We start from the raw sequence: 14015 nt of genomic DNA on the forward strand, positions 1-14015 counted from the left end.
CAACGGCCGGGCGAGGGCGCGCGGCGCGCGCCTTCGGGGCCGCGTCAGGCGGCCGGCTGCGCGCCGTCGCGCGTGCGCAGATACGTTTCGAAGTCGGCGCCGACTTCCGGATGGCGCAGCGCGAATTCGACCGTCGCCTTCAGATAGCCGAGCTTGCTGCCGCAGTCGTAGCGCGTGCCCTGATATTTGTACGCGAGCACCTGCTCGTCGGCGAGCAGCGCCTCGATCGCGTCGGTGAGCTGCAGCTCGCCGCCCGCGCCCGGCTTCAGCGCGCGCAGATGATCGAAGATCCGCGGCTTCAGCACGTAGCGGCCGACCACGCCGAGGTTCGACGGCGCGACGTCCGGCGCGGGCTTCTCGACGATCGCCGACATCTTGATGATCGAGTCTTCCCACTCCTTGCCGTCGACGATCCCGTACGACTTCGTCTCCGACGGCGGGATCTCTTCGACGCCGATCACCGAGCTGTGATAGTGATCGAACACGTCGACCATCTGCTTCATCACGGGCGGATTGCCGTCGAGCAGGTCGTCCGCGAGGATCACCGCGAACGGGTTGTCCGCGACCAGTTTTTCGGCGCACAGCACGGCGTGACCGAGGCCGAGCGCTTCCGGCTGGCGCACGTAGAAGCAGTCGACGTGGCTCGGCTTGATGCTGCGCACGAGCTCGAGCAGTTTTTCCTTGCCGCGGGCCTCGAGTTCGGCTTCGACCTCGTAGGACTTGTCGAAATGGTCCTCGATCGCGCGCTTGCTGCGCCCCGTCACGAAGATCATTTCGGTGATGCCGGCCGCGATCGCTTCTTCGACCGCGTACTGGATCAGCGGCTTGTCCACGACCGGCAGCATCTCCTTCGGGCTCGCCTTTGTTGCCGGGAGGAACCGCGTGCCGAGGCCGGCAACAGGGAATACCGCCTTGGTGACTTTCAACATGATCGAACCTTTATTGATGTAATCGACTTGTCAGACGTCTATGTTCACGTCCGAATTATAGTGAACGCAAACCGGCTTACCGTTTGTTACGTGGGCAACCGTTCGAGCTGCGCGCGCAGCTTTTCGAGCGTGCCCTGGAACTCGGCGAGCCGTTTTTGTTCCTGCTCGACCACCGCCGGCGGCGCCTTCGCGACGAACGCCTCGTTGCCGAGTTTCGCGTTGCATTTCGCGATTTCGCCCGTCAGACGCGCAATTTCCTTCGAGAGGCGCTCGCGCTCGGCCGCAACGTCGATTTCCACCTTCAGTACCAGCTTGTTCGGCCCGACGATCGCGATCGGCGCGCCGTGCGCTTCCTGGTCGAGCGCGGCTTCGTCCGCGAGGATCCGGACCTCGGACAGGCGCGCGAGCGCCTGCACGTACGGTGCGAACGTATGCAGACGCGCGGCGTCGCCGGCCGCGAGCAGCGGCACCTTCGTCGCCGGCGACAGGTTCATCTCGCCGCGCAGGTTGCGGCACGCGTCGACGATCGCCTTCAGATCGGCCGCCCATTGCTCGGACCCTTCGTCGATCTTCTTCGGCTCGGCGATCGGGTAGGCCTGCGTCATCAGCGACGCTTCGCCCTCGGGCTTGCCCTGCGGATAGCGGCCCGCGAGCGGCGCCACCTTCTGCCAGAGCGCTTCGGTGATGAACGGGATGATCGGGTGCGCGAGACGCAGCACCGTTTCGAGCACGCGCAGCAGCGTGCGGCGCGTCGCGCGCTGCTGCTCCGGCGTACCGTTCTGGATCTGCACCTTCGCGAGTTCCAGATACCAGTCGCAGTACTCGTCCCACACGAATTTGTAGATGCTGCTCGCGACGTTGTCGAAACGATAGTCGGCGAAGCCCTTCGCGATGTCGGCTTCGGTCCGCTGCAGCAGCGACACGATCCAGCGGTCGGCCGCCGAGAAGTCGAGGTAGCCGCCGGGGCCGCAGTCGCCCGCGCCGCAGACTTCCGGCTTGTCGAGCCCGCAGTCGTGGCCTTCGCAGTTCATCAGCACGAAGCGCGTCGCGTTCCAGAGCTTGTTGCAGAAGTTGCGATAGCCTTCGCAGCGCGCGAGGTCGAAGTTCACGTTGCGGCCGAGCGTCGCCATCGACGCCATCGTGAAGCGCAGCGCGTCGGTGCCGAACGCCGGAATGCCGTCCGGGAATTCCTTGCGCGTCTTCTTTTCGATCGTCGCGGCCTGCTTCGGATTCATCAGGCCCGTCGTGCGCTTCGCGACCAGCGTTTCGAGATCGATGCCGTCGACGATGTCGATCGGGTCGAGCGTGTTGCCCTTGCTCTTCGACATCTTCTGGCCTTCCGCGTCGCGCACGAGGCCGTGCACGTACACGGTGTGGAACGGCACCTTGCCGGTGAAGTGCGTGGTCATCATCACCATCCGGGCGACCCAGAAGAAGATGATGTCGAAGCCGGTGACGAGCACCGACGACGGCAGGAAGTGCTGCAGTTCCGGCGTCTCGTTCGGCCAGCCGAGCGACGAGAACGGCACGAGCGCGGACGAGAACCACGTGTCGAGCACGTCCTCGTCGCGCTTCAGTGCGCCCGTGTAGCCCTGCGCGGCGGCCTTCGCGCGCGCGTCTTCCTCGCTGCGCGCGACGAACACTTCGCCGTTCTCGCCGTACCACGCGGGAATCTGGTGGCCCCACCAGAGCTGGCGCGAAATGCACCAGTCCTGGATGTTCTCGAGCCACTGGTAATAGGTGGTCGTCCAGTTTTCCGGCACGAACTTGATCTGGCCGCTGCGCACGACGTCGAGCGACACTTCGGTGATCGACTTGCCCGGATGGAACGTACCTTCCGGTGCCGGCTTCGTCATCGCGACGAACCACTGGTCGGTCAGCATCGGCTCGATCACGACGCCCGTGCGGTCGCCACGCGGCACCATCAGCTTGTGCGGCTTCACCGATTCGAGAAAGCCCTGCGCGTCGAGATCGGCGACGATCGCCTTGCGCGCGTCGAAGCGGTCGAGCCCGCGATACTGCTCGGGCGCGTTGTCGTTGATCTTCGCGTCGAGCGTCAGGATCTCGATCGGTGCGAGCTGGTGGCGCAGGCCGACCTGGTAATCGTTGAAGTCGTGCGCCGGCGTGACCTTCACGACACCGGTGCCGAACTCGCGATCGACGTAGTCGTCGGCGATCACCGGGATCTCGCGGCCGGTCAGCGGCAGCGTGACGCGCTTGCCGATCAGGTGGCGGTAGCGCTCGTCTTCCGGGTGGACCATCACCGCGACGTCGCCGAGCATCGTCTCGGGGCGCGTGGTCGCGACCGTCAGCGAGCCCGAGCCGTCGACGAGCGGGTAGCGGATGTGCCACAGATGGCCGTTTTCCTCTTCGCTGACGACTTCGAGATCCGACACCGCGGTGAGCAGTACCGGATCCCAGTTCACGAGGCGCTTGCCGCGGTAGATCAGACCCTGTTCGTAGAGCGCCACGAACACGTCGCGCACGGCGGCCGACATCTTGTCGTCCATCGTGAAGTATTCGCGCGACCAGTCGGTCGACGCGCCGAGCCGGCGCACCTGGCCGGTGATCGTCGAACCCGATTTCTGCTTCCATTCCCACACGCGCTCGACGAATTTCTCGCGGCCGAGATCGTGGCGCGACACGCCCTGCGCGTCGAGCTGGCGCTCGACGACGATCTGCGTCGCGATCCCCGCGTGGTCGGTGCCCGGTACCCACAGCGTGTTCTCGCCGAGCATCCGGTGATAGCGCGCGAGGCCGTCCATGATCGTCTGGTTGAACGCGTGGCCCATGTGCAGCGTGCCCGTGACGTTCGGCGGCGGCAACTGGATCGCGAAATCCGGGCGCGCCGGATCGAATGCCGGGGCCGCATAGCCGCGTTTTTCCCACTCCGGCCCCCATTGGGCCTCGATGGTGTGGGGTTCGAAACTCTTCGCAAGCGTGCTGTCGCTCATGGTTGGAAATCTGCCGAAAAATGCGTGAATTGAATGCCGAATCCGACGATTATAAATGGATGCACATCGGCCAGCCATCGCACCGGCGCGCGCGCCGGCCGCGACGCGCGTCGCGCGCGAGTTGCGCCGGCCGAAAACGGCAGCGCGCGGCGGACTTATAATGGCGGGTCCGCATTTTTCCACGCCCGTTCGCTGCCGCTCCATGCCCGATCTGCTCGCCAATCTGAACCCCGAACAATACGCCGCCGTCACGCTGCCGAACGAACCGGCGCTGATCCTCGCGGGGGCGGGCAGCGGCAAGACCCGCGTGCTGATCACGCGCATCGCGTGGCTGATCCAGCAGGGCTACGCGTCGCCGGCCACCGTGCTCGCCGTCACGTTCACGAACAAGGCCGCGCGCGAGATGATGGCGCGGCTCTCCGCGATGATGCCGATCGACACGCGCGGCATGTGGATCGGCACGTTCCACGGCCTCTGCAACCGGATGCTGCGCGCGCATTACCGCGACGCCGGCCTGCCGCAGACGTTCCAGATCCTCGATACGGCCGATCAGCTGTCGGCGATCAAGCGGCTGATGAAGACGCTGAACGTCGACGACGAAAAATATCCGCCGAAGAACGTCCAGTACTTCATCAACAACGCGAAAGAGCAGGGGCTGCGCCCGGACAAGGTCGACGCGTCCGACAACTTCAACCGCAAGTTCGTCGAGCTCTATCAGGCCTACGACCAGCAGTGCCAGCGCGAGGGCGTCGTCGACTTTCCGGAACTGCTGCTGCGCTGCTACGAGCTGCTCGCGTACAACGCGCCGCTGCGCGCGCACTATCAGGCGCGCTTCCGGCACATCCTCGTCGACGAGTTCCAGGACACCAACAAGCTGCAGTACGCGTGGCTGAAGATGCTCGCGGGCGGACAGAACGCGATCTTCGCGGTCGGCGACGACGATCAGTCGATCTACGCGTTCCGCGGCGCGAACGTCGGCAACATGCGCGACTTCGAGGACGAATTCCGCGTACGCAACCTGATCAAGCTCGAGCAGAACTACCGGTCGCACGGCAACATCCTCGATGCGGCGAACCAGCTGATCTCGAACAACGCACACCGTCTCGGCAAGAACCTGCGCACCGACGCGGGCCACGGCGAACCGGTGCGCGTGTACGAGGCGAGCACCGATGCGCAGGAAGCCGGCTGGATCGTCGAGGAGATCCGTTCGTTGATCAACACGGGGCTGTCGCGCAGCGAGATCGCGGTGCTCTATCGCAGCAACGCGCAGTCGCGTGCGATCGAGCACACGCTGATGACGTCGGGCATCCCGTATCGCGTGTATGGCGGCCTGCGCTTTTTCGAGCGTCAGGAAGTCAAGCATGCGCTCGCGTATCTGCGCCTGATCGACAATCCGAACGACGACACCGCGTTTGCACGCGTCGTGAACTTCCCGACGCGCGGGATCGGCGCGCGCTCGATCGAGCAGCTGGCCGACGCCGCGCGTCTGTACGGCTGCTCGATGGCTGCCGCGATTCCCTACGTGACGGGCAAGGCCGGCACGAGCCTCGGCGCGTTCGCGAACCTGATCGCGAAGATGCGGGCGGAAACGCAGCAGATGAGCCTGCCCGAGACCGTCGAATACGTCGTGCGCGCGAGCGGCCTCTCCGATTTCTATCAGGGCGAGCGCGAAGGGCAGGACCGTCTCGAGAACTTGCAGGAACTCGTGAACGCGGCGACCGCGTTCGTCAGCGAGGAAGGCTACGGGCTCGACACGCCCGCGCGCTCGATTCCGCTGCGCGCCGGCGCGATCGCGGCGCCCGAGATCGGCGCGGCCCGCGACGATGCGTCGGTCGACGTGCTCGCGCCCGCCTCGCTCGACGATCCCGCGCAGAACCCCGACACGATGACGCCGCTCGCCGGCTTTCTGTCGCACGCGTCGCTCGAAGCCGGCGACAACCAGGCACAGGCTGGCCAGGACGCCGTGCAACTGATGACCGTGCACGCGGCGAAGGGGCTCGAATTCTCGGCGGTGTTCATCACCGGGCTCGAGGAAGGGCTGTTCCCGCACGAGAACAGCGTGCTCGAATCGGACGGTCTCGAGGAAGAGCGCCGGCTGATGTACGTCGCGATCACGCGCGCGAAGGAGCGGCTCTATCTGTCGTTCGCGCAGAGCCGGATGCTGCACGGCCAGACGCGCTATAACGTGCGCTCGCGCTTTTTCGACGAACTGCCGCAGCACGTGCTGAAGTGGCTGACGCCGAAGGTCGAGGCCGGTGCGCGCTGGGGCGGTCGCTCGGACAACGCGGGCTGGGGCCGAGACTGGTTCGCGCGGCCCGGCGCCGGGCGCGAGCAGTACGTCGACGCGGCGGTGTCCGCGCCGCTGCCCGCGTTCGCCGACCAGCAGCGGGCGGCCGACGTCGGCTTCCGCGTCGGCCAGCAGGTGTTCCATACGAAATTCGGCGAAGGGACGGTAACCGCGCTCGAAGGCAGCGGCGCCGACGCAAAGGCGCAGGTGAAGTTCAAGCGGCACGGCGAGAAATGGCTCGCGCTCGCGGTCGCGAAGCTGCAGGCGGTGGAATGACGAGCGTCGACATCGCAACCGGCGCCGCGACGCGCCCGCTCGGCATTCTCGCCGCACTGCCCGAGGAGCTCGGCGACCTGATCGCCGCGATGCGCGCGGAAGGCCCGATGAAGACCGTCACGCTCGGCCGCCGCGACTATCACGTCGGCACCGTGCACGGCGCGGCCTGCGTCGTCACGCTCGCGCGCGTCGGCAAGGTCGCGGCCGCCGCGACGGTCAGTGCGCTGATCCACGTGTTCGGCGTGTCGGGCGTCGTGTTCACCGGCGTGGCGGGCGGCGTGTCGCGCGCGGTGCGCGTCGGCGACGTCGTCGTCGCCGATACGCTGTTGCAGCACGATCTCGACGCGTCGCCGCTGTTCCCGCGCTACGAAGTGCCGCTGCTCGGCATCACGCGCTTCGCGACCGACGCGGAGCTGACCGCGCGCCTGAAAGTCGCATGCACGTTGTTCGTCGCCGAAGAGGGCGCGCAGTTCGCCGAGCGCTTCGGGCTCGCGGGCGCGACGCTGCACGGCGGCCTCATCATCAGCGGCGACCGCTTCGTGTCGAGCGAGCGCGAGGTTGCTGCGCTGCGCGACGCGCTGCCGGACGCGCTCGCGGTCGAGATGGAGGGCGCGGCGATCGCGCAGGTGTGCGCCGAGCACGACGTGCCGTTCGCGCTCGTGCGCGCGATCTCCGATACGGCCGACGATCATGCGACGCAGTCGTTCTCGCACTTCCTGTCCGCGATCGCGAGCAGCTATTCGTCGGGCATCCTCAAGCGTTTCCTGACGCTGCACGCGACGACGGCGGCCTGAAGCCGCCGTCGTTTCCGGTTTTTTTTCATCGGCCCGGCCGCCGCGTGCGGGCGGCGGCCGCATCGTCAGGCCTTCTTGCGGCGGCTGCCTTCCAGATTCGGCAGGAATACCGTCAGCACGCCGATCAGCGGCAGGAACGAGCACACCTTGTAGACGAACGGGATGCTGGTCGCATCGGCGAGCTGACCGAGCACGGCCGCGCCCACGCCGCCGAGACCGAACGCGAAGCCGAAAAACAGGCCCGCGACCATCCCCACCTTGCCCGGCATCAGCTCGGTCGCATAGACCAGAATCGCCGCGAACGCCGACGCGAGCACGACGCCGATGATCACGCTCAGCACGCCGGTCCAGAACAGGTTCGCGTACGGCAGCAGCAGCGTGAACGGCGCGACGCCGAGAATCGAGACCCAGATCACGTACTTGCGGCCGATCCGGTCGCCGACCGGCCCGCCGATCAGCGTGCCGGCCGCGACGGCCGCGAGGAACACGAACAGGTGGATCTGCGCGGCCTGCACCGACAGATGGAACTTGTCGATCAGATAGAACGTGAAGTAGCTGTTGATGCTCGCCAGATAGAAATACTTCGAGAACACGAGCAGCACGAGCACGCCGATCGCGCCGAGCACGCGGCCGCGCGACAGCGTCGGATGGCCGGCGGCGGCCGCCTTCTTCTTCATCGACGGATGCTTCTTGTACCAGTGGCCGATCTGCGTGAGCACGACCATCGCGACGAGCGCGGCGGCCGAGAACCACGCGATGCTGTGCTGGCCGTGCGGAATGATCACGAGCGCGGCGAGCAGCGGCCCGAGCGCCGAGCCCGCATTGCCGCCGACCTGGAACAGCGACTGCGCGAGGCCGTGCCGGCCGCCCGACGCCATGCGCGCGACCCGCGACGATTCCGGATGGAACACCGACGAGCCGCAGCCGACGAGCGCGGCCGCGACGAGCAGCATCGGGAAATTCGGCGCGACCGACATCAGCAGCAGGCCCGACAGCGTGAAGCCCATCCCGACCGGCAGCGAGTACGGCTTCGGGCGCTTGTCCGTGTAGAGGCCGACGAGCGGCTGCAGCAGCGACGCGGTGATCTGGTAGGTGAGCGTGATCAGCCCGATCTGCGCGAACGACAGCGCGAACTGGCTCTTGAGCATCGGATAGATCGCGAGGATCAACGACTGGATCATGTCGTTGAGCATGTGCGAGAAGCTGATCGCGCCGAGCACCGGATAGACGGTGCGCGGCGCAGGCGGAGCAGACGTCTGGGCCGCGGCGGCTGCGCCGGCCGTGCCCGTGTCGAGGCTGGTTTCCATGTGAGCTGAGCGAATTGAGGTAGCAGGGCGCGCTTGGATGGGGATCCGCGCGTTCGAATCGTTGTTGCGTCAAAGGAGTGTAATGTGGCGCATCGAGAATGTCAGGCCAACTTTTGTCGCAAATCGGACATTGGTATGACGATCGGCTGCTGCGCGGTTTTTTGACCGGGTATAACGCTCGCGACGCGGTGCCGCTTGGCGGCGACGCCGCGCGCGGGCCGGATGCGCGTTTGTCCGGACTCAAGGAACGGCGCTCGCGACCGTAGAACGACACAACGACGACAGAGGCGCGCCGCGCCGGCCTGGCCACGAGCCGGTCCGATGCGAGACGCGGCCCGGGGCCGACCGACCATCGCGGTAAAGCCGGAACCGACCTTTCCGGCAGCACGATCAATACGGGGATAGATCGATGAAAGCAGCATCATTGCATCCGCAGCCGGGCGCGGCGGCCGCCGCCGCATCCGGATCCGAGACCGCCGCCTCGCGCCGGCCCGCCCGTCGCGGCCGCGCCGCGCGCACCGAGCGGCGGCCGTGGACCGTGAAGGCGACGCTGCGCGCCGCGTTCGCGGTTCTGCTGATCGGCACGGTCGCGATCGGCGTGTTTTCGCTCTGGCAGATCAGCCGGCTGAATGCGTCGATCGCGTCGGTCTACGAGCAGGGGCACGTCGCGAGCCGCGCGGCCGAGGAGGTGCGCGCGGAGGTGCTGCGTGCGAGCCGCGCGCAGAAGATGCTGCTGACCGCGACCACCGCGAAGGAGCGCGACGAGCTCGGTGCCGAAGTCGATGCGGGGCTCGCGTCGATCGGCCGCGCGCTCGGTACGCTGCAGCGCGAGGCGGACCCGGCCGACGCCGACGACAGCGCACGGCTGCGCGCATTCTCGTCCGCCGTCGGCACCTGGAGCGGCCATCTGCGCGACTTCGTCGCGCTGGTGCGCGCGCAGCCGCTCGACCTGTCGCAGATGAACTGGCAGGTCGGCACGCAGGACGTGTCGCTGCTCGTCGAGACCGGCAAGCTCGAGAAACAGGCCGGCGATCTCGTGAAGACGCGCGGCGCGAAGTCGAAGGCGACGCTCGATGCGTCGGCGACGATCTTCTCGTCGTCGTTCGCGATGATCGCCGCGATGACGGCTGCGCTGTTCGTCCTCGCGATCGCGATCGCGGAGCGCGTCGTGCGCCGCCTCGCCGCGCAGCTCGGCGGCGAGCCCGCGTATGCGAAGGCAATCGCCGCCGACATCGCGCGCGGCGATCTCACGCGGCCGATCGCACTCGGCCGGCACGACCGCGACAGCATGCTGCGCGCGCTCGCCGACATGCAGCGGGGGCTGGCCGCGACCGTCGGCGAAATCGCGGTCAGTGCGGACGCGATCGCGTCGGCATCCGGCGAGATCTCGACCGGCAACCTCGATCTGTCGCAGCGCACCGCACAGCAGGCGGCCGCGCTCGAGCGCACCGCGGCGAGCATGGAGCAGCTGACCTCGACGGTGCGGCAGAACGCGGAGAACGCGCGGCAGGCAAGCATGCTGGCCGCGAATGCGTCGGCCGTCGCGGAAGCGGGCGGCGAGGTGGTCGGGCGCGTCGTCGCGACGATGAGCGACATCGACGACAGCGCGAAGAGCATCCGCGACATCATCGGCACGATCGAGGGCATCGCGTTCCAGACCAACATCCTCGCGCTGAACGCGGCCGTCGAGGCCGCACGCGCGGGCGAGCAGGGGCGCGGTTTCGCGGTGGTCGCCGGCGAGGTGCGTTCGCTCGCGCAGCGCGCGGCGACCGCGGCGAAGGAGATCCGCGCGCTGATCGGCGCGTCGGTCGAGCGCGTCGCGAACGGTGCGGCGCTCGCACACGACGCGGGCCGCACGATGGACGACGTCGTGCGCGCGGTCAAGCGCGTGACCGACATCATCGGCGAGATCGCGGCGGCATCGGACGAGCAGAGCGCGGGCATCGACGAGATCGGCCGCGCGGTCACGCAGATGGATGCCGGCACGCAGCAGAACGCGGCGCTCGTCGAGCAGGCGGCGGCCGCGGCGCGCGCGCTGGACGAGCAGGCGCAGTCGCTGAAGGCGCTCGTCGGACGTTTCCGGCTCGCGGCCGATTGAGCGCGCGCGGCGCGCGACGCGCGGGCCACACGCGCCGAGCCGGCATCGGCGGCCGGGCGGTCCGGCCGCCGGGCGTTACGACGACTGCTTCTTGCGATCGGGATCGATGATGACCGTGCAGGTCGTGCCGGCCGACAGCAGTACGCCGTCCGGCACCTCGTCGATCTTGATGCGCACCGGCACGCGCTGCGCGAGGCGCACCCAGTTGAAGGTCGGATTCACGTCGGCGACGAGGTCGCGGCTTTGCGGATTGTCGCGATCGTAGATGCCGCGCGAGATGCTCTCGACGTGGCCTTTCATCACGCCGCCGCTCATCAGCCGCATCTCGGCCGGCGCGCCGACCTTCACGCGCGGCAGCTTGGTTTCCTCGAAGTAGCCGTAGACCCAGAACGAATGGCTGTCGACGATCGCGAGCTTCGCCTGACCGGCGACCGCGTAGTTGCCCTTGAAGGTCTGCAGGTTCGTGATGTAGCCGTCGACCGGCGCGACGACGCGCGTGCGTTCGAGATTCAGCTTCGCGGCGTCGAGCGCGGCGAGTGCCTGCTGGTACTGCGCCTCGGCGCTCGACGCGCTGTGCGCGGCGTTCTCGCGGTTTTCCTTCGACACGACGAGCGCGTCGAGATCGGCGCGGCGGGCCGCGTCGTCGCGGCGCATCTGCAGTTCCGCCCGGCGGGCGGCGACGGCCGCCTGCGCCTGTTCGACCGCGATCTGATAGTGCGACGGGTCGATCTGCATGATCAGGTCGCCCTTCTTGACGAGCTGGTTGTCATGCACGGGCAGCTCGACGATCGCGCCCGACACGTCCGGCGCGACGTTGACGATTTCCGCGCGCACGCGCCCGTCGCGCGTCCATGGATCTTCCATGTAGTGCACCCACAGCGAGCGCCCGATCAGGATCGCGACGAGAAGGATGACGGCCGTCGCGACGAAGCCGAAGAGTTTTCTGAGCATCATGGTGGTGGTGGATCAACGGTAAACGGCGAGACTGAGTCCGCCGCATATGCAGACGAGCAGGCAGGCCCGGAACAGCGACGGGTGCCAGACGACACGGTAGAGGCCCGTATAGGCGAGCAGGCGGTCGACGGCCCAGGTCGCGAGCGCGCCGACGACGAACATCAGCACGACCGTGGGCATGTACGCATCGAGAATCGCGATTTCGCGCGGGATCATGACGAGGCTCCTGGTTGGGGGCGTGCGGGGCGGTTGCGGTTGAGCGGCGCAAGCGGCGACTCCGGATCGAGCAGCGCGCTGCGCACGAAATGTAGATGACTCAGGATGCGCTGCAGGCGGTGCCGTTCTTCGCGCGACGCATGCAGCGTGTCGAGCAGCGGGCGCGTCGCTTCGATCGCGTCGTTGGCTGCGCCGAGCGCCGCGTCGAAGCGCGCGGCATCCGGCTTCGCGAACAGCGCCGACAGCGCGTTGCGCATCGTCTCGATCGCACGTCGCCACGGCATCGTCGGCGCGTAGTGCGGATCGGCCGGCAGCGTCGCGAGTTCCGCACGCAGGTCGATCGCCGCGTTGCCCGTTTCGAGCACCGCGAACATCCAGCGCAGCGCGTCGCGCTGCACGGTCGGTTGGTCCGCCGACAGCGTGTGCGCCTGATACATCAGATCGCGCGCGCCGCTCTCGAAGCGCGTGCGCAGCCCGGCAAGCCGTGCGTGGCAGGCGGCGACGACCTGATGACGCAGATCGGCGAGCAGCCGCTTCTTGAGCCACGGCGCGGTCGGCGGGAACAGCACCGCGAACGCGATCGCCGACACGAGCATCGACAGCACGAGCGCGAGCGCGTCGTTCATGAAGCCGGTCGGATCGTAGTGCGTGATGTTGTCGGGGCCGGCGAGGAAACTGAAGAAGATCAGATAGCCCATCCCGTAGCCCGCGAGCTTCGGCTTCAGCGTCAGGAAGATGCCGATCGCGAGCATCGGCGCGAGCCCGACGCAGAGCAGCGCGAAGCCGTCGATGCGCGGATAGATGCCGAACATCGTGATCATGCCGGTGCATACCGCGAGTGCGGTGCCCATCCCCATCTGCGCGGCCATCGCGGTCGGGCGTGGCGTCGACGACGCGAGCGCACAGGTCGCGGCCGCCGTGAGCGTCAGCGTGACGCCGCTCGGCCATGCGGTTTCGATCCAGAACCAGCCGAGCACGAGGATCACGGCCGCCGTGCGGATGCCCGCGATGACGGCTGCGGTCAGGTTCGTGCGCGGCTCGTAGCGCTCGATCCAGCGCTCGCGCTCGTGCGTCGCGCTCGACAGCGACGCGTAGGTCGCCGCATATTCGCGCAGGTCGGTGATGAAGCGGTATAGCAGCTCGGCGGCCGTGTCGAAGTCGAGCAGCGGAAAGTCGGGCTGCGTTTCGAGTTCGGCACGCGTCGCGCGGATGCGGCGCGGCAGCGCGTCGCGCCACGCGAGCAGCTGCTCGGCCGCGTGGGCGGCGTCGGCCGACGTGCGCACCGGCTCGCCGTTGCGCGTGAGCAGCGGCGCGATCTCGCGGAAATACGGCTCGAGCGCGTCGATCGCGGCCTGCGCGCCGGCCGCGCGCAGCCGGTTCATCAGCTGATGCAGCGCATGGAAGCGGCTCGATGCGCTCATGAATTCGCTGTTGAGCCGCGCGAGACGGCCGCTGCGCATCCGCGTGTCCGGGTTCTCGAACACGGCCATGCTGCGCGCGGCCTCGAAGCCGACCACGTCGGCGACGAAGCGCGTGTGCACGCTTTCGATGTGCGCGCGTTCGAGCTGTCCGGACAGCGCGGCCGCGACGTAGTCGACGAAGCTGCCGAAGCGCTTGCGCACCGTCGTGCGCATCTGCTCGCCCGTGTACTGCGGGAACACGAGCGCGCTGACGACGCCGGCCGACACGATGCCGACGACGATTTCGGCTACGCGCGTCATCGCGCTCATGAACGCGCCGTCCGGGTGCTGCGACGCGGGCAGGCCGATCAGCGCGGCCGTGTAGCCGGCCAGCAGGAAGCCGTAGCTGCGGAAGTTGCGGTTGCGCGCGGCGCCAGCCGTGCAGAGCGCGACCCACAGCGCGACCGCGAGCAGGAACAGCTGCGGCTGCTGCGGAAACAGCCCGACGAAGGTGAGCGTCGCGATGAGCCCGAAGATCGTGCCCGCGACGCGATAGAAGCTTTTCGCGAGCACGGCGCCGCTTTGCGGCTGCATCACGATGAATACCGTCGTCATCGCGGTCTTCGGCGCCGGCAGGTCCAGCCGCATCGACACGGCGAGCGAGATGAAGGCCGCGAGCAGCGCCTTTGCGAGATAGAGCCACGCGACGCCGTCGGTGCGGGCCCAGTCGCCGAATGCGGCGAAGCGGGCCGACAGCGCGCTGCCGGCGTGCGGGGAGGCGGGGGAGGAGGCTGACATGG

9 protein-coding genes are annotated in these 14015 nt (G+C 67.9%); 3 read left to right on the forward strand and 6 right to left on the reverse strand.

The window, feature by feature from the left end:
- Positions 1 to 44: 44 nt before the first annotated feature.
- Positions 45 to 929, reverse strand: coding sequence for a UTP--glucose-1-phosphate uridylyltransferase GalU (gene galU, locus NP80_RS19960; RefSeq protein WP_006402116.1), 885 nt, complete (start codon positions 927 to 929; stop codon positions 45 to 47).
- Positions 930 to 1015: 86 nt separating this feature from the next.
- Positions 1016 to 3883 carry a valine--tRNA ligase gene (locus NP80_RS19965; protein ID WP_035947595.1) on the reverse strand — a complete coding sequence of 956 codons (2868 nt, stop codon included), beginning with the start codon at positions 3881 to 3883 and terminating at the stop codon, positions 1016 to 1018.
- A 202-nt stretch (positions 3884 to 4085) separates the two neighbouring features.
- Here NP80_RS19965 and NP80_RS19970 point away from each other — a divergent pair, with 202 nt between their 5' ends.
- Complete coding sequence (locus tag NP80_RS19970; RefSeq protein WP_006404978.1) at positions 4086 to 6446, forward strand: UvrD-helicase domain-containing protein; 2361 nt, start codon at positions 4086 to 4088, stop codon at positions 6444 to 6446.
- Positions 6443 to 7240 carry a 5'-methylthioadenosine/adenosylhomocysteine nucleosidase gene (locus NP80_RS19975; protein ID WP_006404977.1) on the forward strand — a complete coding sequence of 266 codons (798 nt, stop codon included), beginning with the start codon at positions 6443 to 6445 and terminating at the stop codon, positions 7238 to 7240. The genes NP80_RS19970 and NP80_RS19975 overlap by 4 nt, the downstream gene beginning before the upstream one ends.
- A 65-nt stretch (positions 7241 to 7305) precedes the next feature.
- On the opposite strand, the gene NP80_RS19980 is transcribed toward NP80_RS19975, so the two are convergent.
- Positions 7306 to 8547: an MFS transporter gene (locus NP80_RS19980; RefSeq protein ID WP_006402111.1), complete on the reverse strand. Its 1242-nt coding sequence runs from the start codon at positions 8545 to 8547 to the stop codon at positions 7306 to 7308.
- Positions 8548 to 8956: 409 nt separating this feature from the next.
- Between NP80_RS19980 and NP80_RS19985 the strand changes: the two genes are divergently transcribed.
- Complete coding sequence (locus NP80_RS19985; RefSeq protein ID WP_045594107.1) at positions 8957 to 10645, forward strand: methyl-accepting chemotaxis protein; 1689 nt, start codon at positions 8957 to 8959, stop codon at positions 10643 to 10645.
- A gap of 75 nt (positions 10646 to 10720) precedes the next feature.
- Here NP80_RS19985 and NP80_RS19990 read toward each other — a convergent pair whose 3' ends face one another.
- Genes NP80_RS19990 through NP80_RS20000 form a run of 3 tightly spaced genes read right to left on the reverse strand, consistent with a single transcriptional unit; the run spans position 10721 to position 14013 of the window.
- A complete protein-coding gene (locus NP80_RS19990; protein WP_006402108.1) occupies positions 10721 to 11599 on the reverse strand; it encodes an efflux RND transporter periplasmic adaptor subunit in 879 nt (292 codons plus the stop codon).
- A 12-nt stretch (positions 11600 to 11611) separates the two neighbouring features.
- Positions 11612 to 11815 (reverse strand): DUF1656 domain-containing protein, encoded by a 204-nt coding sequence (locus tag NP80_RS19995; protein WP_006402107.1) that lies wholly within the window; start codon positions 11813 to 11815, stop codon positions 11612 to 11614.
- Positions 11812 to 14013: an FUSC family protein gene (locus NP80_RS20000; RefSeq protein ID WP_006411598.1), complete on the reverse strand. Its 2202-nt coding sequence runs from the start codon at positions 14011 to 14013 to the stop codon at positions 11812 to 11814. The genes NP80_RS19995 and NP80_RS20000 overlap by 4 nt, the downstream gene beginning before the upstream one ends.
- Positions 14014 to 14015: the final 2 nt, after the last annotated feature.

This window comes from Burkholderia multivorans ATCC BAA-247, assembly GCF_000959525.1.
Classification (GTDB): Bacteria; Pseudomonadota; Gammaproteobacteria; order Burkholderiales; family Burkholderiaceae; genus Burkholderia; species Burkholderia multivorans.